Here is a 25,011-nt window from a genome sequence, read left to right as displayed (position 1 = left end):
TAATTTTGCACAAATTAAATCAAAGGAGAAATAATGTTAACAGTTTCAAATCTGTCAGTTCAGTTCGGTAAGCGAATTTTATTTGATGAAGTAAATGTAACCTTTACGCAGGGTAACTGCTATGGAATTATCGGTGCAAATGGTGCGGGTAAATCAACGTTTTTGAAAATTTTATCTGGTGAATTTGATCCAACTTCTGGACATGTTATTTTAGAACCGGGCAAACGTATGTCTGTATTAAATCAGAACCACAATATGTTTGATGAACACACGGTGTTAGAAACTGTGGTAATGGGGAATAAAGACCTATTTGCGGTAAAGAAAGAAATGGACGAACTGTATTTAAACTATACAGATGAGAATGCTGACCGTATTGGGGAGCTTCAAATTCGCTTTGATGAAATGAATGGATGGAATGCAGAGTCTGATGCAGCAACAATGTTGTCCAATTTAGGTATTGCTGAAGAGTTTCACTATACATTAATGGGTGACTTAGATGCTAAACTTAAAGTCCGCGTATTATTAGCACAAGCTTTGTTTGGTAATCCAGATGTATTGATTATGGATGAGCCAACCAACGATTTGGACTTTGAAACCATCGGTTGGTTAGAGCATTTCTTAGCAAACTATGAGAATACAGTATTAGTAGTATCCCATGACCGTCACTTTCTTGATGCAGTATGTACGCACGTGTCAGATATTGATTTCGGAAAAATTACCCACTATTCAGGTAACTATACCTTCTGGTATGAGTCGAGTCAATTAGCGGCTAAACAAAGAGCACAGCAAAATAAGAAAGCTGAGGAGAAAAAAGCAGAATTAGAAGAGTTTATCCGTCGTTTTAGTGCGAACGTTGCTAAGTCTAAACAAGCAACATCTCGTAAAAAGATGATTGATAAATTGAAATTAGACGATATTAAACCTTCTTCTCGTCGTTATCCAGCGATTATTTTTGATCAAGATCGCGAGGCAGGAGACCAGATTTTGAACATTACAGGATTGGCAAGTTCAATTGAAGGTGAAGTTTTATTTAAAGATGTAGATTTAAACGTAGTTAAAGGGGATAAAATTGTCGTAATCTCTCGTGATTCACGTGCAACAACCGCTTTTTACGAAATCATCAATGACCATCTAAAAGCAGATGCAGGTAAAGTAGAATGGGGAATTACAACTTCTCAATCGTACCTACCAGCAGATAACCACGCCTTTTTTGAAAACGACTTAACGCTTGTCGATTGGTTGCGTCAGTGGGCAAAAACGGAAGAAGAGAGAGATGAAGTATATGTACGTGGATTCTTAGGAAAGATGATCTTCTCTGGTGAAGAGGCCTTGAAAACAGGACGCGTATTGTCAGGAGGGGAGAAAGTACGTTGTATGTTGTCTCGCATGATGATGCTAAGAGCCAATGTGTTGATGCTTGATGAACCAACCAACCACTTGGATTTAGAGTCGATTACTGCTTTTAATAACTCGTTGAAAGGGTTTAAGGGAACAGTTTTATTCACGACCCACGATAAGGAGTTTGCTCAAACCGTTGGAACGCGTATTTTGGAATTAACGCCAAATGGAGTAATTGATCGTTACATGACGTTTGAAGACTATTTGGATGATCCAAAAGTGAAAGAACTAAGAAGCAAAATGTATAAATAGGTTAACGGTTTACAGTTAACCGGTTAACAGTCAATAAGAAAAAACCATTCCTACAAAAAGGAATGGTTTTTTTGTGGCGTTTTTTGATATCGCCAGGTTTTGATTGCCGTTTTCTAGAGCTACAAAGCTAAATTGCAGTAAGAGGGAACAGTTTAGCGTGCTCTGATGAATGATTATTCATGCTGAATCGAAAATTTCAAGCAAATGCAATTTGATAGCTATCAAGTTGCATTTGCTTCTAAAATCAGTACAAGATGTGCAGATGTGAAAATCAAAACTACACAGCCAGTGAATTAAAGTGATTTCGATGAGTAAAAAGTCATTTTTTGAGATGTAATAGGTTGTTAATTAGTGAGTTGTGTGTTTATTTTTGTTCTTTTTTCGATAATAAAGCTTTTTTATTGCGTTTTATTTTAACTTGATTGCAAACGGTTCTAAAATTAATAGTTTTTTTGTTATAAACTTGTGTTATTTCTTGTTTTTTTAGCTAATAAGCATGTGTTTTTGGTTAATTAATGAATATATTATTTATTTTTTGTGTTATTATTGATATATTTGCAATTATATAAACACATAAAAACTAAAGAAATGATAGATTCGATCATCTTGCATTTGGAATCGTTAAAACAAGAGGATTATTTTGAGGAGTTTTTAGTTTTGTTTGAAAATGAGAAAAAAAAAGGAAGAAACTACCTCATATTGACATCGATTCCCGTTGCTTTACATTATCGCTTGATACAAGAGGATTTTATTATTAAGCGCTTCGAAAAGAACATTAGACATCTGTTCTTTTTTAAAAAAAGAGTTTATTATTTTGAGATTCGTAGATAGAAAAAGAATCCTGAAGTAACACCCCTGAACTTAAGCTGTCGACAGGAGCTGAATAACTAACAATTACAGCTGTGCATTGAATGTTAATTATTTTTAACAATAAAAAAAGGGAAAAGAAGCTATATAAAGAAAATAGTGTTACTTTAAATATGTAAAAAACAGAATAATTAATTGATAATCTGTTGTATAATATAAAATTGTACCACAAGGTGGTTATTATATTGATTGTTTTTTGTTAAAATAAGATTGTTTTTGTTTTTCTTATAATTTTGGCGAAATGCCTATATTATTTAGTGGAATATGTTTTTTCTATTGAATTATTTGATATATTTACCATATCTTACTATAACGAAAAATATTAATAAAATGTTAGAATCAGCATTTGAACAATTGAAATTGTCAGAATGTTCTGATGATTTTGAACAGTTTTTACTCTTATTTGAAAAAGAGAAAAAACAAGGACAGAATTATGTTGCTTTATCAACGTTACCCAAAGGTTTACATTATCGCTTAATTCAAGAAGATTACGTGATTAAAAGAGAGGAGCGCAAGGTTACGCGTTTCTTATTTTTTAAGAAAAGCGTGCTCTATTACATAGTGAAACCTTCAAAATAAATTTGTTTTTGTTTACACTCGATAAATTTGGAGGGAATACGGAATGCATTTATTTCAATTTAAAGTCCAAGGGACTTTGCATAAACCCCTGTACCTTACTATAACAATTTTGTGAAATAGATTCAGAATAATATTCTTTACCTTATTTATCAAACGATTCCTGCTCAAGCCTACTTTCCTTGAGCAGGTTTTTTTATGGATAACAATTCACCAAAAAACAAAACGCCCAAGCTTCTCTGCTTGGGCGTTTTGTTTTACATCGCTATTACTTTGCCATTTTCTTTTTCTGCTACTTCCTTGCGCAGCGAGCTGCTTGAAAAGCGGTGATCTCTTGAATTGTAGTATAATTCGATTTCTTTATCTTCACAGTATTTTCTACCTGTAAAGTTTTTGTCTGCATATTCATCTCCGATAATTCTCACGTGAATATGGAAAGCGCGTAATATATCTTCTAAATCCTGTTCTGTTGTATAGGGAACAATTTCATCTACAAATTTACAACCTTTTAGTTGAATGTAGCGCTCCACTACTGTTTGAGTAGGTTTGTTTTTCTCTGGTCTGTCAATAGTAGGGTCAGTCTGTAATCCTACAATTAAATAATCACATTGGCGTTTTGCCTCTTCAAGCATCTTGATGTGTCCTGCGTGAAGCAAATCAAAAGAACTAAATGTGATGCCAATTTTTTTTGTTGTCATAGCATGGGGGTTAAAAGTTTATTTTGTACGTAACGCCTCTATATAAGATATTATACAGTACTTGCGAAACTTTTTGATAATTTGGTAAAATTACAAGCTTTTTAACCTAACTTCCAAATGATTTAAGGGAATATTAGCTTTCTTTGAGTAAGAATCATTTTTTAGTGTATAAAAAAAGCATTTTTCTAATCTTAATTAGAAAAACGCTTTCTTTTCTTTTATATTGTGTAGAACTTAATCTAGTGAACTCTTGCCACTATAATAGCATTTTCTCGCTTCTAAAAACAGATAATATTGTACTCCAAATAGGATAGAAGCCAATACTAAGTGAGCCGTTTGCGTTCCAAAAGGGAAATGAGCATACTGCATTAATACTCCTGTAAGGATTTCCAAAACAAGCAGAATAGCCACCCATTTTACTTTAGAGAAACCTAAGTTCAATTTCTTGTTCAAGAAGAACAAGTAAAAGTTGAGTACAAATACTAGAATCGAAAAACTACGGTGAATGTAAAAGTCTAGGGTAGGGGTGTTTAACCACAGATATTCGTTGCTAATACCCGCTTTTACCTGTTCGTCTACAAATTCGCGTACTTGTGTTCCCAATACAACTTGTACTAAGGTTAATAATAGCGTAATCACTGTTAGTGCGCGAAAGGTAGCGTTGTATTTTTTAATTTCAGTTTTGTTCTTAGCTAGTTTGATTATATTAATCAGTAAGCCAACAATAACTAATGCCATCACCATGTGTACGGTAATCTTCAGCGGGTTTAAAACGGAGTAAACTACAGTTGCTCCTAACCAAGCTTGGAATCCCATCAAGAAAACGACTAACCAAGAGGCAAATACCAATTTTTTTCTGGTTTTCCAAAAACCAAAAGAAGCAATGGCTAGAGCTAAACACGCCAGTCCTGCCACAGCCCCACAGAGTCGGTTGACGTACTCCGTCCACGTGTGTTGAGGATTGAATTTAGCATAGTCGTGCTTGGTGTATTTTTCCCAATGTGCTTCGTCATAACTTGCTGGGGTGACGAAGGATTCTTTGGCTTTCCAAAGCGCCTCATCGTGAATAATCATCTGTCCCTTTTTGTATTCTCGATTGGGTTGCCAGGTTAGTACTTCTTCATCAGTAGGAGGAATGTAGTAACCAAAACACTTCGGCCAATCGGGACATCCCATGCCGGAACCCGTCATTCGAACTGCCGCCCCCGCAAAGATCACCAGGTATACTAGTACCAAGGATAGTTTTGCTAGAGGTAAAAAAGAGCTTTTCATAGTATTATTTATTTACAATTGTTAGTCCCATTTTAGTTGCTTTTTCAAGCATAAAGTTATAAGCGGCCTCGTATTCATTGGGAATAACCCCTTCTAGAATGGCCTCTTTGATTGCCTCTTTCAACGTGCCAATCTCTCGACAAGGTTGGAGGTTGAATAACGTCATAATTTCCTCTCCTGTAATAGGAGGTTGAAAATTGCGTACGTGATCTCTTTCTTCCACTTCTACAATCTTTTGGCGCACCATCTGAAAGTTGTTGTGGTATTTTTTAAATTTGTTCGGATTCTTGGTGGTAATATCTGCCTCGCACAACGTCATCAAATCTTCGACGTGTTCTCCTGCATCAAATACCAAACGACGCACTGCAGAATCAGTGACTTCCTTTTGGGATAAAACAATAGGACGAGAACTCATCATCACCATTTTTTGTACAAATTTCATCTTCTGATTTAACGGCATATGCAGGCGAGTAAAGATGTTTTTTACCATCTTACCGCCCAAAAACTCATGGCCGTGAAAGGTCCATCCTTGTTTTTTCGAAAATCGCTTGGTCGGTGCTTTACCAATGTCGTGTAACAAAGCAGCCCAACGCAACCAAACATCGTCTGTATTGCGCGAAATATTGTCTACAACCTCTAAGGTGTGATAAAAGTTGTTCTTATGGGTATGACCTTCAATTTCCTCTACCTGGTTTAAAGCAATCAATTCTGGTAGAATTAAGTGCAGTAGTCCAGTTTGATACAACAACAAGAACCCTTTAGAAGGCACGTTAGCGGCTAATATTTTATTCAGTTCATCCACAATACGCTCACCAGAAATAATATTTAAGCGCTCGCAATTGCGAGTGATTGAGGCTAATGAAGCTTCTTCAATGGTAAACGCTAACTGCGTGGCAAACCGAATGGCGCGCATCATGCGTAAAGGATCGTCAGAATAAGTGATATCGGGATCCAAAGGGGTGCGAAGTATTTTGTTTTTTAAATCCTCACTGCCGTTAAACGGGTCAATGAGTTGCCCATAAGTCGTTGCATTTAACGAAATAGCCAAGGCATTAATTGTAAAATCTCTTCGGTTTTGATCGTCTTCTAAGGTGCCATCTTCTACAACAGGCTTGCGACTGTCAAAATGATAGGACTCTTTTCGAGCACCCACAAATTCAATGTCAATATCATCATAGCGCAACATGGCTGTACCGTAGTTTTTAAAAACTTGTACTTTGGGATGATTGGGTAGTAAGTTAGACACTTCTAAAGCTAAGGCGATACCGCTGCCTACAGCAACGATGTCAATGTCCTTTTTTGAATCTCTTTGCAGTAAAAAATCGCGTACAAAACCACCTATTACATAAGCGTCTACCTTTAAATTCATGGCCGCTTGGGTAATAATCTCAAAAATGGGATGTTGTAGTGCTTCTTTATAAGTTAGGTGTTCTTGGGTCATAATGTCAAATGGCACGGGTTATTTGCGTATAATCGTTACCTGTGCGTTTTCTTTTAATTTAATGATAGTCGAAGGTTTGATGGGTTTGGTTTCCTCTTGTCTGAGGTTAACCACATAGTCAACGCCTTCAATAATGCGTAAATCGATGTCCATAAAGTTTTGAGGGGATGGATAACCACTTAGATTGGCCGATGTCGAAACAAGGGGGGTCTTCATGCGCTCAATCAAATTGAAACAAAACGGATCTTTAACTAGGCGCATCCCGAGTGAATTATCCGACGCGATAAGCTCCGGAGCAACAATTTTGGGATTGTCTAAAATTAAGGTTGTCGGTTTGTCGCTAAATTCAAGAATTTCCCATGCTACTTCGGGAATATTGTTAAATACGCGATGCAAGAGGCGATCGCCATTTACCAATACAATCATGCTCTTACTCTCCGCACGCTGTTTTAATTGATATATCTTTTTGATGGCTTCTGAATTTGTCGCATCACAGCCAATCCCCCAAATGGTATCTGTGGGATACAAAATGATACCGCCATTTTTAATTACTTCGAAAGCTTTGTGAACTTCTTTTTGGATATCTTCCATTTCAGTCTCCTTACAATAAAATTGGTTCTTTATTTTAAGGGCTTAAAAATACTAAAAAAATAGGATACACGGGAGTTTTGAAGCAGAAGAAATGCAATAGCATTTTCAAAAAAGAAAGAATTATAATATTTTTAAGGGAAGTACATCTTTTTTGGCTTACTTTTAAGACGCCTAAAATTAGTTATATTATGCATGTGAAACGAAGAAAGGATTTTAATAAAGACGAGGTATTAGCAATGTATGCGAAAGTGTCTAAAAACACATTGATGGAGACATTGCAAATTGAATATATTGATGCTGGCCCAGAATTTTTAGTGGCGACAATGCCCGTAAATGAACGCGTGCACCAACCTGCGGGTTTACTACATGGTGGGGCTATGGTGGCTTTGGCAGAAAGCCTTGGAAGTGGAGCTTCTTTAATGCTCATTGATCCAGCGGAACAAGAAATAAGAGGTATCGAAATATCGGCCAATCACGTGCGAAGTAAAAGAGCAGGTGTGGTGACGGGAACTGCGCGTTTAGTCCATCGTGGACGGACCCTACACTTATGGGAAATTAAAATCACAGATGAAAATGACGTCTTGTTATCTGTGTGTAAAATCACCAATATCGTTATTGATAAAAATAAGGGAGTATGAGGTTATATGAGACATGGGCCCAACAAATAGTAGCGGATAAACCTTTTGTACTCTATAGAAAACCAGGTCAAGCTAAAGTTGTTGGATTATTTCAGCAGGATACAACCTTACATCAAGTAGAACATTTTACCGAATCTGGATTTATATTAGCGCCTTTTTACGAAGGCATTCGCTTTTATATACCTTTAGCTCACGCCGAGAAAATAGAAGAGGAAATAGCGGTAGAAGCCGTTGATTTTTTAACTTTCGATTTGGATTATGAAGCACAACCGGCGAAGGTGAATTTTGAGGATTTGGTTAGCCGTTGTATTGAAGCTATTAAACAAGGGCAATTTAGCAAAGTAGTGCCCGCAAGAAAAGAAAAGGTAGCTGTAGAGGTAAAGAATATTCAGGCTTTGTTTTCCAAGCTGTTAATGGCTTATCCTGAAGCTTTCTGTTCTGTTGTGTATCATCCTCAAATTGGTTTGTGGATGGGGGCAACGCCCGAAACATTAGTAGAGCTTACAGACAATAAGGTGCATACGATGGCTTTAGCAGGAACACAAGTCAATCACGGTAAAGATGAAGTGCATTGGGGAGAAAAAGAAAAAGAAGAACAGCGCTATGTCACGGCATTTATCGTTGAGAAACTAAAACCGTTGACGCAACATATTCAAGTATCAGAACCTTTTACCAAACGCGCAGCTAAAGTGATGCATATCTGTACGAGTATTGAAGCAGAATTAAAAGAAGTAGACCTGAAAACGGTAGTAGAAGCTCTGCATCCAACACCTGCTGTTTGTGGAATGCCCAAAGAGGTGAGTCGCGATTTTTTACTTCAACAAGAAGAATATTCGCGTAAGTACTATGCAGGTTATTTAGGAGAATTAAACTGTCCGACCGAAGCAGGTCAGCAAAACAGTAAATTGTTTGTTAATCTGCGCTGTATGGAAATAGAAAAAGAACACGTAAATTTATATATTGGCTGTGGTGTGACGGAAGACAGTGATCCGACGAGTGAGTTTGTCGAGACAGTAAACAAATCCACAACCATGAAAAAAATTTTATTTTAAGCGTATGAAAGTAGATATATTAGCCTTTGGTGCTCATCCAGATGATGTAGAATTGGGATGTGGCGCTACCTTGGCAAAAGAAATTCACGGAGGAAAGAAAGTCGGCATTGTCGATTTAACACGTGGTGAATTGGGAACAAGAGGAAGTGCGGAAATTCGCGCACAAGAAGCGGCGGCAGCTGCACAAGTTCTAGGCGTAAGTGTACGAGAAAATTTGGAGTTTCGCGACGGATTTTTTGTCAATGATGAAGCGCACCAGTTAGAAGTGATTAAAATGATTCGCAAGTATAAGCCGGAAATCGTATTGTGCAATGCGATTGACGATCGCCATATCGATCACAGTAAAGGGAGTAAATTGGTCTCAGATGCTTGCTTTTTGGCAGGTTTGAGACGCATTGAAACAACAGTAGAAGGAGTAGAACAAGAAGCGTGGAGACCAAAAGTAGTTTATCACTACATTCAATGGAAAAATATTGAACCCGATTTTGTAGTCGATGTAACAGGATTCATCAACCAGAAAATGGAAGCTGTTTTGGCTTATGGTACTCAATTTTACGATGTAAACTCCAAAGAGCCCTCTACGCCAATTACTTCCAAAAATTTCTTGGATAGTATCGTATATCGCGCACAAGACCTAGGACGTTTAATTAACAAAGAACACGCAGAAGGATTTACAGTAGAAAGATATTTGGCTGTCAATTGTTTAGGTGATTTAGTGTAATTTTTTTTAAAAAATGCTTGCAACGTAAGGAAATATGGCTACCTTTGCAAACGTCAAAATGAGACAAAAACGGTGGTTATAGCTCAGTTGGTTAGAGCGTCGGATTGTGGTTCCGAAGGTCGTGGGTTCGAAACCCATTAATCACCCAAAATAAAATAGTAGGGCAGGTGAAAATCTCCCATAAAAAGGTGAATGTGTTAAACCACCTCAAAAATATACACGGTGGCTATAGCTCAGTTGGTTAGAGCGTCGGATTGTGGTTCCGAAGGTCGTGGGTTCGAAACCCATTAGTCACCCAAAATTGAATAAAAATATAAACGGTGGTTATAGCTCAGTTGGTTAGAGCGTCGGATTGTGGTTCCGAAGGTCGTGGGTTCGAAACCCATTAATCACCCCAAAGAGAGAATGAGTAATCATTCTCTCTTTTTTTTTGGATTATATCTACTGATGTGTTTGGCAAAGGAAGGAAGAGCATCTTGGTTAAGGTGAGGTATTTTTATTTTGCCAAGAAAAAGGCTAATAATACGTAGGAGAGAATAGTGAATTCGATTGTTTCTTGGCAAGGAGAATATAGGGCATGTCGTGCCATTGCTTGTACTTTGTTGAAATAGTAAAAGCGGAGTGTCGAAGGCAATAGAAAATATAGAAAAAAAATCCCACTGCAAGAGTGGGATTTTTTTTATTTTAAAATAGTTTGTTTTCTATCAGGACCTACAGAAACAACTTTTACAGGAACCTCAAGGTAGTTTTCAATGAATTGAATATACGCTTTTAGTTCTGACGGTAGTTGGTCATAAGACGTCATCCCTGTTAAATCTGCATTCCAACCTTTCATTTCCTCGTAGATTGGCTCTACGTTTTCAGGTTCGATGTTGTATGGAAGGTAGTCGATTGTTTCTCCTTTGTACGTGTATTTTGTACATACTTTTAATGTTTCAAAACCAGATAATACGTCTGCTTTCATCATGTAAAGTTCAGTAACACCGTTAACTTCTACTGCGTATTTTAACGCAACTAAGTCTAACCATCCACATCTTCTTGCACGACCGGTAACGGAACCAAATTCTCTACCTACTGAAGCCATAGTAGCTCCAACCTCATCGTGTAATTCTGTAGGGAATGGTCCACTTCCAACGCGTGTTGTATACGCTTTGAAGATACCAAATACTTCTTGTACGCGGTTTGGAGCAATTCCTAAACCAGTACAAGCACCTGCAGCTGTAGTGTTAGAAGATGTAACGAATGGATACGTACCAAAGTCAATATCCAATAACGATCCTTGTGCCCCTTCAGCTAAGATTGTTTTTCCTTCTTTCAATGCGCGGTTTAAATACTCCTCGCTATCGATGAAAGTTAATTTTCTCAATTCTTTAACTGCTTGGAAGAATTCTTCTTCTAATTCAGCTAGGTTATATTGCATATCCACGTCGTGGAATTGAATCATTGATTCATGTTTGTCTGCTAAAGCACGATATCTTTGTTCGAAATCCTCTAATTCAATATCACCAACACGAAGACCATTTCTACCTGTTTTATCCATATAGGTAGGACCGATCCCCTTTAATGTAGAACCGATTTTTGCTTTTCCTTTTGCAGCCTCAGAAGCCGCATCAAGTAAACGGTGCGTAGGAAGAATTAAATGCGCTTTTCTCGAAATCAATAAACGATTAACAAAATCGATGTTGAATTGTGCTAAACCTTCAATTTCTTTCATGAAAACAACAGGGTCAATTACCACACCGTTTCCGATGATATTGATTGAGTTTTTATGAAAAATACCAGAAGGAATCGTGCGAAGAACGTGTTTAATTCCGTCAAATTCTAAGGTGTGCCCAGCATTTGGTCCACCTTGAAAGCGTGCAATAATGTCGTATTTTGAAGTAAGGACATCCACAATTTTCCCCTTACCTTCATCACCCCACTGCAAGCCAAGTAGTAAATCTACTGCCATTCTTTTGTGTTGTTAAAGTTTTAAATTAGTTGTGTTAGGATTCAGATTCTTCTTCATTCACTTTTCTACTTCCATAGAAATACAACGAGTGATTGTGAATCTCAATATTAAAAATATCTTCTATTGTTTTTTTAATTGTTTGAATACGAGGGTCGCAAAACTCAATCACTTCTCCTGTATCAGTTAAAATGATGTGATCGTGTTGTTTGTCAAAATAGGACTTCTCGTAATGTGCTTGGTTTTGCCCAAATTGATGTCTGCGAACTAAACCACACTCTAATAAAATTTCAATAGTATTGTACAGCGTAGCTCTACTTACTCGATAGTTTTTATTCTTCATTTTGATGTACAATGACTCAATATCAAAATGCTCTTCACTATCGTAAATTTCTTGTAAAATAGCGTATCGTTCAGGTGTTTTTCGATGACCTCTTTCTTCTAAAAATTTCGTAAAAACGTTTTTTACTATTTCTTGATTATTCTCGCTTCCCATAACTAAATACTAAAATGCAAATATAGTTGTAATTTCTCTTGTGAGAAAATTAATTGATTGATTATCTTTTTTTAAATTAAAGACAGACCCGTAGGTTGTGTTTAATTTGTATTTACACGTGTCACTTTATCAACGCCTTCGATCTTCTTGATATTGGCAATCATCTTTTTCAGAATGTCGTTGTTTGGAACGATAACGGTAATAGAACCCTTAAATAGACCTGCGTTTTCACTTAAGGAAATACTGCGGATGTTCACTGCTTTACTCTCCATGATAATTTTGGTGATTTCGGTGGTTAAACCAGCAGAATCAAGTCCTGTAATATTGATTGTCGCTTCAAAATTAAACGAAGTAGAAGACGCAATCCAATGCGCTTGCATAATGCGGTAAGCGTAGTTTGAACGCATACTGATGGCATTGGGGCAATCGGTTTTATGTACTTTGATTCCTTCGTTAATTGTCACGAATCCAAAAACATCATCTCCTGGTATTGGATTACAACAAGTGGCGAGTTTATAGTCCAGCTTCTCTTTGTCCTTTCCGAAAACGAGTAAGTCTAACGCATTTTTGTTTTCGCCATCAGGAATAACTGGGGCAGAAGGTGTGCGTTTGATGCTTTTCTTGAAAAAGTTAAACAGCGTATTGTTGCGTTTTGAGGCGTATTCTTTTAATTGAGCATTGTCAATTAAGCCTGCACCCACGCGATAAAACAAATCTTGACTGGTTTTGAGTTTAAAATGATTGACCATTTCATTGATAGTCGTTTCATCTAAACTTATTTTTAAATGCTTGAGTTTACGCTGCAATTGCTCTTTCCCTTCATCGGCAATTTTTTTCGTATTCTCGTTGAGTGAACTTTTAATCTTATTGCGTGCTCTACTGGTTGTCACATAGTCTAACCAGTTGACATTTGGTTTTTTACTTTCGGAGGTAATAATTTCTACTTGATCTCCGCTAGACAAGATGTGATTCAATGGCACAAGTCGCCCATTAACACGAGTTCCCCTTGTTTTTAGTCCAATTTCCGAGTGAATAGAAAAGGCAAAGTCTAAGGCAGTGGCCCCTTTAGGCAGCGATTTAATTTCTCCTTTAGGTGTAAAGACGTAAATTTCTTTCGCATAAAGGCTTAGTTTGAAATCTTCTACAAAATCAACCGCATTTGTCTCTGCATTTTCGAGAGCCTCTTTCAATTGATTGAGCCATAAATCCAGGCTGTTTTCTTCGGTAACTCCTTGTTTGTATTTGTAATGGGCTGCATATCCCTGTTCTGCAATTTCATCCATTCGATCACTGCGAATCTGAATCTCTACCCAACGTCCTTTAGGCCCCATTACAGTAATGTGCAGGGCTTCATATCCTGTAGATTTAGGAGAGGAAATCCAATCTCTCAATCGGCTAGGACTAGGGCGGAAGTGATCGGTTACGATAGAGTAAATCTTCCACGCAATGAATTTTTCCTCGTGTGGTGTAGATTTATAGATAATGCGCAAGGCGAATTTATCGTATACCTCGTCAAAGGTCACGTTTTGTGCCTTCATTTTGCGACGAATGGAGTATATAGACTTTGGACGACCTTTCATGGAGTAGTCGATGTGTTCTTCGTCTAAGGATTGTTTTAAAATGTCTGAAACCGATTTGATATAAGCTTCTTGCTCTTCTTTGGTTTCTTTCATTTTTAGAACAATGTCTTGGTATACATTTGGTTCAGTATATTTAAGACCTAAGTCCTCCAGTTTGGTTTTAATGTTAAACAAGCCCAAGCGATGCGCGAGAGGTGCATAGATATACAAGGTTTCTGACGCAATTTTTGCCTGTTTGTAATCAACCATACTCTCCATGGTCTGCATGTTGTGCAGTCGATCGGCAATTTTAATGAGGATGACGCGTACATCGTCATTTAAGGTCAGCAACATTTTGCGGTAGTTTTCCGCTTGCATAGAGATATGGGAATCGGGCTCTAATAGTGCCATCTTCGTTAACCCCTCCACAATTTTGGCTATTTTGGGGTTAAACCATTCTTCAATTTGCTCAACGGTAATATCCGTGTCTTCTACCACGTCGTGCATTAGTGCTGCTGCGATGGAGGTTGCACCTAAACCAATTTCAGAAGCGACTATTTTTGCAACGGCAATCGGGTGGAAGATATAGGCTTCTCCTGATTTTCTGCGTTGATCTTTATGTGCGTCAACGGCAACGTCAAATGCCTTTCGTATTAATTTTTTATCTGCATCAGATAAAGTTTGATAACTGATTTTCAGTAACTCCTTATATTCTTTTGCAATTGCCTTATTTTCTAATTCAATTTCTGCTTCTGTCATACTACTATTAATCGATAAAGATGTATTAAATGTAAGAAAAAAAGCGTGTATATGCAAGTAGGGGTGTATCGCAATACACCCCTACTGTTGTTTTTTTTCTAAGGCATCCTACGAACTGCCTATTTATCTTTTTTGTTTAGAAAACGAAGAATACTCCCCCGTTGATTTGAACATTATTTCCCGGGCCTCCGCTTAGGTTCTTTTTACCCAAAACTTCGAGGTTTAATCCAAAGCGATTGATGAATAAATCGCGGTTATACTGACCAATGTTGAAAAGTCCTGTATCGGATAACCAGATGTTAACACCTCCACCAAGGTTGAACATGGCTTTGTCGTCTTTGTTGAACTTGGTATAACCCAAACCAGTTTCGATATACGGGTCAACAATGGGAATGTTGAACAAACCGCCTAAGCTATAAACCACAGTTGCATCAACCGCAAAAACGCTAAATTTATCACGCGCAACTTTTCCGTTTAACACATCTTCTGATTTTACTTCACTAGATAATACACCGAGTTTAAAACTGATGTTTTTGCCCGCATAGTATTCTAACGATAATTTAGGAAGAGATGCTGCTTTTAACTCATCGAAATTTGTCGGATCACTAAAGTCAAAATTATTGTTTAACATGCTCATTTGAACGTTCACTTTCCACGGATAGTTGTAGTGTAAACGCTCTTCGTAATTGTATTTTGGCTTAAATTGAGCCATTGCTGCATGTGAAAAAGAAAGAAGTATAGTAAGGGTGAATAGGGTAAAGAATCTGTTGCTTCTTTTCATAACGCTTGGTCTGTATTTAGTTTTTTGTTAAGGAAAAATTAATAAAAATCAAATATAAATAAAATATACAAGCTACAAGGCGAGATTAACATTTTAATTATTTAGATAAAACGCAGGAGAATGCTTATTATTGTTGAGATTCTTATGAATTTTATTCTATTTTACTTCCCTGATATTCTTTGTGTTTACTGTTGCTGCTATGGATTACTTAAAATCGCGTTGTCTCTTCGCTTCAAATAGGAGAATAGAGGCTGCCACAGATACATTCATAGAGTCAATTGTTCCGCTCATCGGGATGATAATATTTTGTGTGCTGTTACTGCGCCAAGCTTCTGTCAAGCCTGTTGCTTCTGTTCCCACGATAAAGGCCGTTGGGGTCGTGTAGTTTTGCGTGTGATAGCTACAGGAGTTTTGTAGCGTGGCTGCATAGATTTGAATGCCTTTTGCCTTTAAAAAAGCAATGACTTCTTCTGTGCTCGCTACGGCGATTTGATTCGTAAATAGACAGCCTACACTTGAGCGAATAATATTGGGGTTGTATAAATCGGTTCGCGGATTGGCAATGATAACTGCATCAATATTTGCAGCATCAGCCGTGCGCAACATAGCCCCTATATTTCCTGGTTTTTCGGTAGCTTCTGCTACAAGGATGATCGGGTTTTCGGGCAATGTCAATTGATCCAACGCATGAATTTTGGTTTTAGCCAAGGCCAATACCCCTTCTGTAGAGTCGCGGTAGGCTAATTTTTGATAGACATCTTTGGTGATTTCTATACACTGTGTATGTGAACCAATAAATGGTTTTACTTGTTCAAAAGCCAAGATATCCGCACAAAATAGAAGCGTGTCTAGTTGGTATGCGCCTGCTTGGGCGAGTTCTAACTCGCGTAAACCTTCAATGATAAACAAGCCCTCTTTTTTTCGAGTTCTCGCTTTATCTTGTAGTTGAAGAATAGTCTTTATTAACGGATTTTGTGTGCTTTCTATCTTTTTTGTAATCATAGTTTAGAAACCTTTTGCCTTGATTTTTAGGTAGGTATTAATCGTTTCAATGGATAAATTTTGAGGGGTTGTTAGAATACTGTGTATCCCGTATTTTCTCAATTCACTGACGATTAAACGCTTTTCAAAGTTAAATTTTTCCGCAACAATATGATCTATAATTTCATCGGTATTTTTTATTTCCTTTTCTGTCAGAGCTTTAAGTTCTGTATTTTCAAAAAAGATAACAACTAAGACGTGGTTTTTGGCCAAAGCACGTAAATAGGGAAGTTGTCTTTCTAAGCTAGACAGTGATTCGAAATTCGTATACAACAACAGTAAACTACGATGCGTAATGTTGTGTTTAACAGCACTGTAAAGATAGCCGAAATCACTTTCACTAAAATTCGTTTCGATATTGTATAACGTCGTGATGATTTTTTGTAAGTGTGTGCGTTTATTGGATGCCGCAACAATGTTTTCTACTTTTTTTGAAAAGGCAAGCATTCCAATGCGGTCATTTTTTTTCAACACTACATTCGATAGGGCTAAGGACGAGTTAATGGCATAATTGAGCAAAGACATTCCTTCAAAGGGCATTTGCATTAAACGACCTTTGTCTAATATAGTATAAACTGTTTCTGTATTTTCATCGAGAAATTGGTTAACCATCAATTCATTTTTCTTGGCTGTTGCCTTCCAGTTGATGGTGCGAATATCATCTCCCGATACATATTCTTTGATTTGTTCAAACTCTGTTGTATTTCCAATCTTGCGTAATTTTTTCAATCCAAAAGCGTATTTGTTTTTGGCAAAAGCAATTAAATCGTACTTTTTCATTTGGATAAAAGAAGGATAGCACGGAAGCATTTGCCCTTCGGAGAACACGTAGCGTTTTGCAACAAGCTGAAGGGGGGAGCGCACGTAAATATTAAGTTTTCCAAAGTTATATTCACCTCTAAACTTTGGCGTTACTAGATAAGTTAATCGCTTGGTTTGATTGGCTTTTACATGTTCTTCCAAAAGAAAATTGCGCTCTTGAAATTGAAAGGGAATTTCATCTATTATGTCACAGCGCACGCTAAAGGTGTGGTGATTTGACAACTGTATATCGATGGGGTTTTCATCGCCATTCGACAATTTTTCTGGTAAAAATCGCTGGGCAGTTATTTTTTCTTTCCCACTAAATAGCGCCAGATAATCTGTAAGAAGGACGATAAATCCCACGCCAACCACTCCCCAGGTTATTGAGTATAACACGGGAAATAAGAAAGATAGGATAAACAGTACAAAGATGATACCGAATCCGATGTAGACACGTGGAAGTAGAAAAAGGTGTTTCATTAGGATCCTCTTTTATCTTGGAATATCGATGGTTTCAATAATTTGCTGAATAATATCTTTAGCTGTGATTCCTTCCATTTCGCGTTCTGGTGATACAATAACGCGGTGCGTTAGCACAGGATAAGCTGCTTCTTTGATATCTTCAGGTGTAACAAAATCGCGATTGTTTAGGGCAGCATATCCTTTCGCTGCATTTAAAATAGCAATAGAAGCACGAGGAGAGGCCCCTAGATACAGCATGGGGTTGGTACGCGTTTGGTGGACAATGTTCGCAATGTATTCCATCACTTTTTCTTCTACGATAATTTGCTTGACTAATTTTTGAAAAGCGATAATTTCTTGAGGAGAAATTACTTTCTCAATTTGCGCTATCTTTTGTTGATCTACGAAAGCGTGTTCTTTAACTAGAATATTGATTTCTTCTTCTAAGCTGGGATATTCCACATCGATTTTGAATAAAAAACGGTCCAATTGAGCTTCTGGCAAGCGATATGTTCCTTCTTGTTCAATTGGGTTTTGCGTGGCTATTACCAAAAACGGTTGGTCCATTTTAAATTGTAGATTGTCAATCGTAATCTGTCTTTCTTCCATTACCTCAAACAAAGCCGCTTGTGTTTTGGCAGGGGCACGGTTAATCTCGTCAATCAATACTAAGTTGGCAAAAATGGGACCCTTCTTAAAATCAAAGGCCGAAGTCTGCATGTTGAACACAGAAGTTCCCAAAATATCCGAAGGCATTAAGTCTGGCGTAAATTGAATGCGGCTGTAAACGGTGTCAATGGTTTGAGACAATACTTTTGCCGTAAGCGTTTTAGCTACACCTGGCACCCCTTCCAAAAGGATGTGTCCATTGGCTAATAAGGCCACCAACAAACGGTCAATGGTCTTGTGTTGACCTACAATGACCTTGCTTATTTCGCGTTTTATAGCCGCAATTTTTTCCGTTAACGGCGCTAGATCTAAACGAGATTCAAACGCCAAGTTCTCAGGTTGTAGTGGAGTATGTTCTGTTGTATGTTCCATAGTATTTTAGTCTAATATTTTTTTAATTGCTTGATGTAATCGAACGAGGTCTGCTTCGGTTGCTAAAAAGTACGGCTGTCTGAACTCGTTCACTATGTTGATAAAAACGAAGATATCTGCTTTGTTTTTATTGGTTTTTAGTTGGTAGTGATGAACAAATTTCTCATCCAATACCGTGGTGTCAATATAGTAAATTCGCCTGATTTTCTCTAGAGCATAAACGATGCTCTTGTCAATTAAGTCCTTGTAATCTTTGGATTGAATATACAGGTTAGAAACCGTTTTTGTGAATTCTACCGTTGTGTTTTTTACCGTTGGAATGATGGGAATAATACGCTGTTTTCGCTTGGCAGTAAACAACGTGAATACCAACAAGCCAAACAAGAAGAAATACCAAGCCCATTGAAGGGGAGGATGTGCAAAAATAAAGCGCAACAGCGAACTGCTTTCCTTCATTTCTCCCGATTTCAACACATGCATATAGGTTGTATCATGAGCAGGAAGATAAGAGAGTACGCTTTCAACATACAAGTGATTATTGCTTTCCAACAAGTAATAATTAGTAAAAACAAGGGGAGAACTTCCTAATATTAGTTCTCCTTTTCCGTGCTTGATGCGCACGAGGTTAACTTGTTTAATGCTGTCGTTGACCAAGCGATACCCCAAAATTTCAACGTTGTCTTTAACGCTGTCTAGAATCTCAAAAGACCTCGGGTTGAGTGAGTTTTTTACACTAAATCTTTGCTTGGTCAGGCTTTCGTTCGTCAACGCTAAGACACCATCGGTACGCGGTCCAAAAGCACCTTCGATTTCATCTCCGTTCTTTAGCCCAAAAGCCTCGACAAAAGAATCTTTAGGGTTTTCAACTTGAATAAAAGCGGTATTCCCCGATGCTATATACGCTTTAAGGTGCTTGGCAGTATAATCATCTAATTCGGCATGTCCGCCAGCTAATAGAATTAAATTACTCGTCTTTAGAGTGTCATAGTCTGGCTGATATAGAAAAGTAAAAAAGGCGTAAGAAAAGCGACTTAAATGCTTCGTCTGTACTAGTTTCTCTACTTCTTGATCAAAAATATAAAGGCCATACGGATTTTTATCCCTATTATTGAAGGTTTCATACCAGTGTATGGGTTGTTGCTTCCCTTTTTCATAGAAGAAAACACAAGTAACCAAAATCAACAGGGCGAGGCCAAACTTTTTTAAGGAACTGTTCATGGTTTACTTGTTTTTAGTTTTGAATCGAATGAGTTTTTCGCTTTCGCGAAATCCGCTGCCGTTAGTTCATGTACTCCATACCAAATATTATTATAGAGATAGGAGAGGTAGGTGAACGCTTCTCGTTCCTGCTCTTCTTTTATTTCGTAAGTATAATCGGCATTGGTTTTTTCAGGTGCCCATTTAATCTTTTGCTGTTCTTGTAAGCGCTGTAAGAGCCAAAGGTAATACAGTCGAATAGCCAAGCGATAATGTTGCTGTTGCAGGGCTTCTTCAACCAGTTGTTCAAAGTTGGTCGTTTCAAAATCCTCAGCAGTTAGATTTTCCAAAGCGCTGATTTTTTTGCCTTTTTTCTTGACGAGCCAATAGATATCTTGTTGAATAAACGCTCTGACTAAGTAGTAAATAACTAGTCCAAAGAGAAGAAACCCTAAAACGCGAAGAATAACAACATAGTAAAAGTTGCCGAGTTCTTGCCCTACTTTTTGTTTGAAATTTCGATTGATCCACGCTTCGATGGCTTGCTTAATACGGTCAAAAAGGCCGACTTTTTCTTCTACTTTTACGTAGTTAAACTCCTGATTATTTTTGTACTTATTTTTAAACTTAGTGTCGAATTTCTTGCTGTTTACCACACTGTTTTTGTCTTGTAAGAGGTAGAGGGAATCCGTTGCTACTACTTTTTTAGGTGTAGTGACAGGCTGGATAACGGCTACTTCCTCTATTGGACAGTCTTCACAATCATCGTCTTCGCTTGTCTGTGCTCGGCAGGGAGCAGTAAACAAGAAAAGAAATAACAAGGGAATAAAAATAAGGTTTAGGTGTTTATTCATGCGATGAACCAATACGGTCAATTTTGCTTTTTGTAAAGAAATTTTCTTCTTTTTCTCTTTCGCTATAGTAGATTATCCCTTGGTTGATAAACATGATATTCTGAGCCAGCGTTCCCAAGAGAATATAGGTGAAATACAGCAATACAATAGCCCACTTAAGGGACGAAGTGAAAGCTGAACTTTCGATGTTGTCTGGATCAAATAAAGTGCCTACACCAATTGTAAACAATTGAATGATGATGGATGGGATAATGGTGATTAACGAGGTAATGATATAAAAAATGAAGGTATTACCTATAATGGCCCAATAGTTATTGCGCAAGTAGCGAATAGCATTTCCATAAGCGGTAAAAAAACCTGTATTTTTAGTTAGATATTCATAAATAGCAAGCGTGAAAACCGAATAAAAAGTAGGAATCATCAACAATAGGATGGGAATTCCAATCAGTATAAAAGACAGCAGTGCAGCGATGTATAACATCAATATGGCCAAAGGAGCAATGATAAAAGTACTTCCCAAGAAAAACACGATAATTGCACCTAAATGACTTTTCATTTGCTTTCCTATTTTGTTTTGATCTGCAGCCTCCGTTGTTGCCAGTCCTAGGTTTTTCATGTAGAAAACAGGATAAGAATAACAGATAATTCCCATGATAAGAGCCACAACAACTATTCCAATAATCGAAAGAATACCTAAGGCTAAGTGATTTTCAAATAGGGAAGTAATGAATGCATCACCTTCAAATCCACTAGTTTGTGAGGCTGTTACCGCAGAAGAAATCGTAATATCTGCTAAAAGGTAGATGAGAATAAGGGTTAAGAAAAGAGGAATACTGCACAATTTGATAAAGTGCTTAAAGTAATTTTTACCTTCTAAGCGCAAAAAAGTAAAAGAGTCACTGACTAGCGAACCAAAGTCGCGTTTTTGAAATAATAAAAACATAGCAATTGTTTATATAAGGTTTAGTTTTTTTACTAATTGTTTTGGAAAAATAAAGAAATAGAAATAGATAAGGCTAAATGAGGCTAGAATAATAGCATAATTGAGTACATCTGGCATGGCTTTAGCGTATCGAGTAATAAATCCTTCGATAAATCCAGCTAAAATGGTAAAAGGAATCGTGGCTATAAAAATAGTCAGGCCATCTTTGAATCCAATTTTCAGCGAGTTGACTCGAGATAGCGTTTTGGGAAAGAGCAAACTTGCACCTAGAATAAATCCTGCAAAAGCCTCAATGACCATGGCAGTTATCTCTAAGGCACCGTGTAGCCATATCCCTCGAACACTTTCCATAAAGGCATTTTCATTGACGAAAAGATATTGGAAAGATCCCAACATAATTGCGTTGTAAAAAAGAAAGAGCAAGGTGCCCAATCCTGCGGATAAGCCAAAGAGAAAGAAACGCAGACCTACGTATAAGTTGTTCGCAGTAATGCCAATAAAACTACCCCAATTACTTCCCGATTGATAAACAGCCATAGCGTCGTCATTGTCAATATTGGTAATGGTCGAGTTTACATAGTAATCGCCCAGTACATTTCGCGTGAAACTCGGGTCGTAATGCGTTGAAATCACTCCAATTGCGACAAATACAACAAAGACGAGTAACGTAAAGTTTAATTTGCGTCTGTGTCGGTATACGGCTAAAGGAACATCGTATAAAAAGAAGCGTTTAATTCTATTTTCTTCAATTCGCTTTGTTTTGTATATTTTTTGGTAAGTTTGTATCGCCAAACTGTTTAAATATTGTGTAATTTTACTATTGGGATAAAAAGTTTTGGCATAGGCTAAATCATTCATGATCTGCATATACATAGAGGCAAGATAGTCTGGTTTTTGCGTTTGCAAGGAATAGAGGGCCTTTTCGTATGAAAGCCAGTGTTCTTTATTTTTTTTAATAAACGCGACTTCTCTCATGCTGTGATTGGTTAAAAGTATATTTATGGCTAAATTAACAATAAATACAACACAAAACATAGAAATTGATTTTAAAGCTGCTTCTGTGGGGGAGCGAATTCTTGCGTGTTTGCTGGATATGATCTTTAAAGTGCTCTATTTTATCGTATTCTATTATATGGATACGATTTTTCATTTTTCGAATTTAATACCCACTGATATTTGGTCTATCAATGCTTATTTCATTATTATAAGTATTCCCATTATTTTCTATACGGTCATTTTTGAGATAGTCATGCAAGGCATGACGCCAGGAAAGAAAATACTTGGTATTAAAGTAATTAAGATTGATGGGTATCAAGCGACAGTTGTAGATTATTTTATTCGCTGGATTTTTAGAGTCATTGACCTTTATGTCGGCAATGGGCTCATAGCAGTTATCGGTGTAATTTCCTCTTCAAAAAGCCAGCGATTAGGCGATTTTTTTGCGGGTACAACGGTCATTAGCACGAAGAATAGGGTAAGTTTATCTACCACAATCTTCCAAGAAGTAGAGCAGGAGTATAAACCTTTACTTCCTCAAGTAATTCGATTGTCTGATGCGGATATTGGGGTAGTGAAAGAGATTTATCTCAAGTATATCAAAAGCCGAGATTATTCTTTAATTAAGGCATTGGCCAATAAACTAGAGTCTGAATTGAGTATAGACAAAGGTCAATTGGCGTTAAATAACCAAGAATTTGTAGAATTAGTCTTGAAAGACTACAGTCATTTTACAAGTAAAGAGTAATATATTTTATTAAATGTTTAGTTTTTTTGAGATTTTAGATTTGCTCGGAACATTGGCATTCGCTATTTCCGGAGCATTGGCGGGGCGTGAGCGTAAGCTAGATTTGTTTGGTATGATTATTTTGGCCTTTGCCACAGCAGTAGGTGGAGGAACTATACGCGATATGATGATTGGCATTACGCCCGTATTCTGGTTGACAGACCTCAGTTATTTTTACGTTACCTTTTTTGGGGTTTTTCTATCGTTGGTGTTTTATAAGCGCTTTACGATTTTACGCTATTCTCTTTTCTTGTTTGATACCATCGGAATTGCCGTTTTTACGCTAATTGGTATTGCCAAAGGGATGTCTGTAGGCTTGCACCCTGTATTTTGTATTGCATTGGGTACAATTACCGCCTGTTTTGGAGGGGTAATTCGCGATATTTTAGCAAACCAAATTCCTATTATTTTCCAAAAGGAAATTTATGCCACAGCGTGTATCTTTGGAGGATGTGTATACTATTTGTTAGACCATTACCAAGTGAATAAAGAAATAATCTACCTGACCACTGCCGGAAGTATTATCATACTGCGTTTGTTGGCTGTGCGCTATAAATGGAGTTTGCCTTTTGCAAATCGATTGACAGACCGATAACTGATAACTGTTAACAGTTAACAGTTAACAGTTAACAGTTATCGGTTATCAACCGTTAACCCATAACTGATAACCCATAACCGATAACCCATAACCCATAACTGATAACCATTTATTCTTGTAAGGTGTTTTTTTCATGTGTTTCGAAGTGATCCGGACTTAAGATGACAATTCCCTTTTGTAAAAGCAGGTTGTTGGGATATGAAATTTGCTCTCCGTCTTTTGTCACTAATAAGAGATAAAAGGCTTTAATGTCTAGAATCCTTCCTTCCGTTGGAAAATCTTTATCTTGAATGCGAATAATATCGCCAATGCGGAATGGGAAAGAAAAGAAAAGTAAAATTCCTGCTGTGATATTGCTCAATAGGGACCATTGGGCAAACATAGCAACGCCAATTACCGTGAATACAGAGGTTAAAGTTAGCAATACATTGTCTTTTTCAACTCCCCAAATCGTGAAGATGATAACAAACAACAAAATGAGTATAAGTAAGTTGAATAGGCGAATAACTACGGCCTCTCGACCTTCTTTCATTTCTGATTTTTTCGAAAAAGAGTGAATAATACTCGTGATAATTTTTCTTGAAATCAGATAAATAAGAATGGCGATTACTGTGATTATAGCTTTAAATAAATATCCTTCTGACATATTTTATGCTTTAATAAACTGTATTAATTCTTCCATGAGTTCTGTTGTTGGTAACCCGACAATATTGGTATAAGAACCCTGGATACGCGCAACTCCCACGAGGCCAATCCACTCTTGAATTCCATAAGCTCCAGCTTTGTCATAAGGTTTATAGTGGTCAATGTAATAGTCAATCTGCTCTAGCGTCAATGGCTTGAAATGAACTTCTGTTACTACGTGAAAAACACGTGTTTTCGCAGTCGTTTTTAAACAGATGGACGTAATTACTTCGTGCATCTTTCCGGATAGACGTTGTAACATGGCGATAGCTTCTTGTTTGTTCTCTGGTTTACCTAAGGATAAACCTTCACTCCATACAGTAGTATCACTGGTAATCAGAATTTCTCTGTCACTTTTCAAGGTAATGGCATCTGCCTTTAATTGCGCAATATAATCGGTGATGGCGGCAGCTTGAAGTTCTGCTGGATAATCTTCCTCGATATCCGAAGCGCGAACGACAAATGTTAAGCCTAAATCTTGCAAAAATTGTTTGCGCCTTGGGGAGTTAGATCCCAGAACAATGGCGTAATCGTTTAGTATTTGATAGGGCATAA

Annotated in this window: 25 protein-coding genes and 3 tRNA genes; 11 read left to right on the top strand and 17 right to left on the bottom strand. The window is 37.3% G+C overall.

From position 1 onward, the window contains the following. The first annotated feature begins 33 nt into the window (after positions 1-33). From FBR08_RS16125 to FBR08_RS16115, 3 genes are all read left to right on the top strand, one after another. Positions 34-1,650, top strand: coding sequence for an ABC-F family ATP-binding cassette domain-containing protein (locus FBR08_RS16125; protein ID WP_158963937.1), 1,617 nt, complete (start codon positions 34-36; stop codon positions 1,648-1,650). A gap of 588 nt (positions 1,651-2,238) precedes the next feature. After that, complete coding sequence (locus FBR08_RS16120) at positions 2,239-2,481, top strand: hypothetical protein (protein ID WP_158963935.1); 243 nt, start codon at positions 2,239-2,241, stop codon at positions 2,479-2,481. A gap of 366 nt (positions 2,482-2,847) precedes the next feature. Next, on the top strand, positions 2,848-3,096 hold the full coding sequence (locus FBR08_RS16115; RefSeq protein WP_158963933.1) for a hypothetical protein: 249 nt from the start codon (positions 2,848-2,850) through the stop codon (positions 3,094-3,096). Between the two features lie 254 nt (positions 3,097-3,350). On the opposite strand, the gene FBR08_RS16110 is transcribed toward FBR08_RS16115, so the two are convergent. The 4 genes from FBR08_RS16110 to FBR08_RS16095 all read right to left on the bottom strand — a co-directional run bounded on the left by FBR08_RS16110 (position 3,351) and on the right by FBR08_RS16095 (position 7,095). Next, a complete protein-coding gene (locus FBR08_RS16110; protein ID WP_158963931.1) occupies positions 3,351-3,791 on the bottom strand; it encodes an adenylyltransferase/cytidyltransferase family protein in 441 nt (146 codons plus the stop codon). Positions 3,792-4,025: 234 nt separating this feature from the next. After that, the gene (locus FBR08_RS16105; protein ID WP_158963929.1) at positions 4,026-5,063 is read right to left on the bottom strand and encodes a COX15/CtaA family protein; all 1,038 of its coding nucleotides are present in this window, start codon (positions 5,061-5,063) and stop codon (positions 4,026-4,028) included. A gap of 4 nt (positions 5,064-5,067) precedes the next feature. Continuing rightward, positions 5,068-6,504, bottom strand: a complete 1,437-nt coding sequence (locus FBR08_RS16100; protein WP_158963927.1) for a CCA tRNA nucleotidyltransferase — start codon at positions 6,502-6,504, stop codon at positions 5,068-5,070. Positions 6,505-6,522: 18 nt separating this feature from the next. Further along, positions 6,523-7,095 (bottom strand): L-threonylcarbamoyladenylate synthase, encoded by a 573-nt coding sequence (locus FBR08_RS16095; protein ID WP_158963924.1) that lies wholly within the window; start codon positions 7,093-7,095, stop codon positions 6,523-6,525. Between the two features lie 188 nt (positions 7,096-7,283). Between FBR08_RS16095 and FBR08_RS16090 the strand changes: the two genes are divergently transcribed. The 6 genes from FBR08_RS16090 to FBR08_RS16065 all read left to right on the top strand — a co-directional run bounded on the left by FBR08_RS16090 (position 7,284) and on the right by FBR08_RS16065 (position 9,903). Beyond that, positions 7,284-7,733, top strand: a complete 450-nt coding sequence (locus tag FBR08_RS16090; RefSeq protein ID WP_158963922.1) for a PaaI family thioesterase — start codon at positions 7,284-7,286, stop codon at positions 7,731-7,733. Next, positions 7,730-8,785 carry a chorismate-binding protein gene (locus FBR08_RS16085; protein ID WP_158963920.1) on the top strand — a complete coding sequence of 352 codons (1,056 nt, stop codon included), beginning with the start codon at positions 7,730-7,732 and terminating at the stop codon, positions 8,783-8,785. Before FBR08_RS16090 ends, FBR08_RS16085 begins: the two co-directional genes overlap by 4 nt. 4 nt (positions 8,786-8,789) lie before the next feature. After that, complete coding sequence (gene bshB1 / locus FBR08_RS16080; protein WP_158963905.1) at positions 8,790-9,506, top strand: bacillithiol biosynthesis deacetylase BshB1; 717 nt, start codon at positions 8,790-8,792, stop codon at positions 9,504-9,506. 72 nt (positions 9,507-9,578) lie between these two features. Next, positions 9,579-9,652, top strand: a tRNA-His gene (locus FBR08_RS16075). 76 nt (positions 9,653-9,728) lie between these two features. Further along, positions 9,729-9,802 (top strand) — tRNA-His (locus tag FBR08_RS16070). Between the two features lie 24 nt (positions 9,803-9,826). Then, positions 9,827-9,903, top strand: a tRNA-His gene (locus FBR08_RS16065). Between the two features lie 282 nt (positions 9,904-10,185). Here the strand turns inward: FBR08_RS16065 and FBR08_RS16060 are convergent. The 11 genes from FBR08_RS16060 to FBR08_RS16010 all read right to left on the bottom strand — a co-directional run bounded on the left by FBR08_RS16060 (position 10,186) and on the right by FBR08_RS16010 (position 22,366). Beyond that, on the bottom strand, positions 10,186-11,457 hold the full coding sequence (locus FBR08_RS16060; RefSeq protein WP_158963903.1) for an adenylosuccinate synthase: 1,272 nt from the start codon (positions 11,455-11,457) through the stop codon (positions 10,186-10,188). Positions 11,458-11,491: 34 nt separating this feature from the next. After that, positions 11,492-11,950 carry a Fur family transcriptional regulator gene (locus FBR08_RS16055; RefSeq protein WP_158963901.1) on the bottom strand — a complete coding sequence of 153 codons (459 nt, stop codon included), beginning with the start codon at positions 11,948-11,950 and terminating at the stop codon, positions 11,492-11,494. A 101-nt stretch (positions 11,951-12,051) separates the two neighbouring features. Further along, complete coding sequence (locus FBR08_RS16050; RefSeq protein WP_158963899.1) at positions 12,052-14,268, bottom strand: RelA/SpoT family protein; 2,217 nt, start codon at positions 14,266-14,268, stop codon at positions 12,052-12,054. Positions 14,269-14,404: 136 nt separating this feature from the next. Next, a complete protein-coding gene (locus FBR08_RS16045) occupies positions 14,405-15,049 on the bottom strand; it encodes a hypothetical protein (RefSeq protein ID WP_158963897.1) in 645 nt (214 codons plus the stop codon). Positions 15,050-15,253: 204 nt separating this feature from the next. Further along, complete coding sequence (locus FBR08_RS16040) at positions 15,254-16,051, bottom strand: TrmH family RNA methyltransferase (RefSeq protein WP_158963895.1); 798 nt, start codon at positions 16,049-16,051, stop codon at positions 15,254-15,256. A 3-nt stretch (positions 16,052-16,054) separates the two neighbouring features. Continuing rightward, positions 16,055-17,374 carry a DUF58 domain-containing protein gene (locus FBR08_RS16035; protein WP_158963893.1) on the bottom strand — a complete coding sequence of 440 codons (1,320 nt, stop codon included), beginning with the start codon at positions 17,372-17,374 and terminating at the stop codon, positions 16,055-16,057. 12 nt (positions 17,375-17,386) lie between these two features. Further along, complete coding sequence (locus tag FBR08_RS16030; protein WP_158963891.1) at positions 17,387-18,397, bottom strand: AAA family ATPase; 1,011 nt, start codon at positions 18,395-18,397, stop codon at positions 17,387-17,389. Positions 18,398-18,403: 6 nt separating this feature from the next. Further along, positions 18,404-19,615 carry a DUF4350 domain-containing protein gene (locus FBR08_RS16025; protein ID WP_158963889.1) on the bottom strand — a complete coding sequence of 404 codons (1,212 nt, stop codon included), beginning with the start codon at positions 19,613-19,615 and terminating at the stop codon, positions 18,404-18,406. Next, positions 19,612-20,448, bottom strand: coding sequence for a DUF4129 domain-containing protein (locus FBR08_RS16020; protein WP_233266148.1), 837 nt, complete (start codon positions 20,446-20,448; stop codon positions 19,612-19,614). The genes FBR08_RS16025 and FBR08_RS16020 overlap by 4 nt, the downstream gene beginning before the upstream one ends. Beyond that, a complete protein-coding gene (locus FBR08_RS16015) occupies positions 20,441-21,391 on the bottom strand; it encodes a hypothetical protein (RefSeq protein ID WP_158963885.1) in 951 nt (316 codons plus the stop codon). The genes FBR08_RS16020 and FBR08_RS16015 overlap by 8 nt, the downstream gene beginning before the upstream one ends. A 9-nt stretch (positions 21,392-21,400) precedes the next feature. Beyond that, the gene (locus tag FBR08_RS16010) at positions 21,401-22,366 is read right to left on the bottom strand and encodes a stage II sporulation protein M (RefSeq protein WP_158963883.1); all 966 of its coding nucleotides are present in this window, start codon (positions 22,364-22,366) and stop codon (positions 21,401-21,403) included. Positions 22,367-22,391: 25 nt separating this feature from the next. On the opposite strand from FBR08_RS16010, the gene FBR08_RS16005 reads away from it, so the two are divergent. Beyond that, positions 22,392-23,135 (top strand): RDD family protein, encoded by a 744-nt coding sequence (locus FBR08_RS16005; RefSeq protein ID WP_158963881.1) that lies wholly within the window; start codon positions 22,392-22,394, stop codon positions 23,133-23,135. A gap of 13 nt (positions 23,136-23,148) precedes the next feature. Further along, positions 23,149-23,769, top strand: a complete 621-nt coding sequence (locus tag FBR08_RS16000; RefSeq protein WP_158963879.1) for a trimeric intracellular cation channel family protein — start codon at positions 23,149-23,151, stop codon at positions 23,767-23,769. A gap of 112 nt (positions 23,770-23,881) precedes the next feature. Here the strand turns inward: FBR08_RS16000 and FBR08_RS15995 are convergent, their stop codons facing one another. After that, complete coding sequence (locus FBR08_RS15995; RefSeq protein WP_158963877.1) at positions 23,882-24,418, bottom strand: mechanosensitive ion channel family protein; 537 nt, start codon at positions 24,416-24,418, stop codon at positions 23,882-23,884. Between the two features lie 3 nt (positions 24,419-24,421). Next, positions 24,422-25,009 (bottom strand): Maf family nucleotide pyrophosphatase, encoded by a 588-nt coding sequence (locus FBR08_RS15990; RefSeq protein WP_158963875.1) that lies wholly within the window; start codon positions 25,007-25,009, stop codon positions 24,422-24,424. Positions 25,010-25,011: the final 2 nt, after the last annotated feature.

It is taken from the genome of Myroides fluvii (genome assembly GCF_009792295.1).
In the GTDB taxonomy this organism is placed as follows: domain Bacteria; phylum Bacteroidota; class Bacteroidia; order Flavobacteriales; family Flavobacteriaceae; genus Flavobacterium; species Flavobacterium fluvii_A.
The sequence above is the reverse complement of the archived record's forward strand: the minus strand, read 5'-3'. Positions and strand labels throughout refer to the sequence as shown.

Excerpts from the sequence above, each read along its gene's own strand:
- FBR08_RS16125 (WP_158963937.1), top strand. The coding sequence starts at position 34 with ATGTTAACAGTTTCAAATCTGTCAGTTCAGTTCGGTAAGCGAATTTTA.
- FBR08_RS16120 (WP_158963935.1), top strand. The coding sequence starts at position 2,239 with ATGATAGATTCGATCATCTTGCATTTGGAATCGTTAAAACAAGAGGAT.
- FBR08_RS16115 (WP_158963933.1), top strand. The coding sequence starts at position 2,848 with ATGTTAGAATCAGCATTTGAACAATTGAAATTGTCAGAATGTTCTGAT.
- FBR08_RS16110 (WP_158963931.1), bottom strand. The coding sequence starts at position 3,791 with ATGACAACAAAAAAAATTGGCATCACATTTAGTTCTTTTGATTTGCTT.
- FBR08_RS16105 (WP_158963929.1), bottom strand. The coding sequence starts at position 5,063 with ATGAAAAGCTCTTTTTTACCTCTAGCAAAACTATCCTTGGTACTAGTA.
- FBR08_RS16100 (WP_158963927.1), bottom strand. The coding sequence starts at position 6,504 with ATGACCCAAGAACACCTAACTTATAAAGAAGCACTACAACATCCCATT.
- FBR08_RS16095 (WP_158963924.1), bottom strand. The coding sequence starts at position 7,095 with ATGGAAGATATCCAAAAAGAAGTTCACAAAGCTTTCGAAGTAATTAAA.
- FBR08_RS16090 (WP_158963922.1), top strand. The coding sequence starts at position 7,284 with ATGCATGTGAAACGAAGAAAGGATTTTAATAAAGACGAGGTATTAGCA.
- FBR08_RS16085 (WP_158963920.1), top strand. The coding sequence starts at position 7,730 with ATGAGGTTATATGAGACATGGGCCCAACAAATAGTAGCGGATAAACCT.
- bshB1 (WP_158963905.1), top strand. The coding sequence starts at position 8,790 with ATGAAAGTAGATATATTAGCCTTTGGTGCTCATCCAGATGATGTAGAA.
- FBR08_RS16060 (WP_158963903.1), bottom strand. The coding sequence starts at position 11,457 with ATGGCAGTAGATTTACTACTTGGCTTGCAGTGGGGTGATGAAGGTAAG.
- FBR08_RS16055 (WP_158963901.1), bottom strand. The coding sequence starts at position 11,950 with ATGGGAAGCGAGAATAATCAAGAAATAGTAAAAAACGTTTTTACGAAA.
- FBR08_RS16050 (WP_158963899.1), bottom strand. The coding sequence starts at position 14,268 with ATGACAGAAGCAGAAATTGAATTAGAAAATAAGGCAATTGCAAAAGAA.
- FBR08_RS16045 (WP_158963897.1), bottom strand. The coding sequence starts at position 15,049 with ATGAAAAGAAGCAACAGATTCTTTACCCTATTCACCCTTACTATACTT.
- FBR08_RS16040 (WP_158963895.1), bottom strand. The coding sequence starts at position 16,051 with ATGATTACAAAAAAGATAGAAAGCACACAAAATCCGTTAATAAAGACT.
- FBR08_RS16035 (WP_158963893.1), bottom strand. The coding sequence starts at position 17,374 with ATGAAACACCTTTTTCTACTTCCACGTGTCTACATCGGATTCGGTATC.
- FBR08_RS16030 (WP_158963891.1), bottom strand. The coding sequence starts at position 18,397 with ATGGAACATACAACAGAACATACTCCACTACAACCTGAGAACTTGGCG.
- FBR08_RS16025 (WP_158963889.1), bottom strand. The coding sequence starts at position 19,615 with ATGAACAGTTCCTTAAAAAAGTTTGGCCTCGCCCTGTTGATTTTGGTT.
- FBR08_RS16020 (WP_233266148.1), bottom strand. The coding sequence starts at position 20,448 with ATGAATAAACACCTAAACCTTATTTTTATTCCCTTGTTATTTCTTTTC.
- FBR08_RS16015 (WP_158963885.1), bottom strand. The coding sequence starts at position 21,391 with ATGTTTTTATTATTTCAAAAACGCGACTTTGGTTCGCTAGTCAGTGAC.
- FBR08_RS16010 (WP_158963883.1), bottom strand. The coding sequence starts at position 22,366 with ATGAGAGAAGTCGCGTTTATTAAAAAAAATAAAGAACACTGGCTTTCA.
- FBR08_RS16005 (WP_158963881.1), top strand. The coding sequence starts at position 22,392 with ATGGCTAAATTAACAATAAATACAACACAAAACATAGAAATTGATTTT.
- FBR08_RS16000 (WP_158963879.1), top strand. The coding sequence starts at position 23,149 with ATGTTTAGTTTTTTTGAGATTTTAGATTTGCTCGGAACATTGGCATTC.
- FBR08_RS15995 (WP_158963877.1), bottom strand. The coding sequence starts at position 24,418 with ATGTCAGAAGGATATTTATTTAAAGCTATAATCACAGTAATCGCCATT.
- FBR08_RS15990 (WP_158963875.1), bottom strand. The coding sequence starts at position 25,009 with ATGCCCTATCAAATACTAAACGATTACGCCATTGTTCTGGGATCTAAC.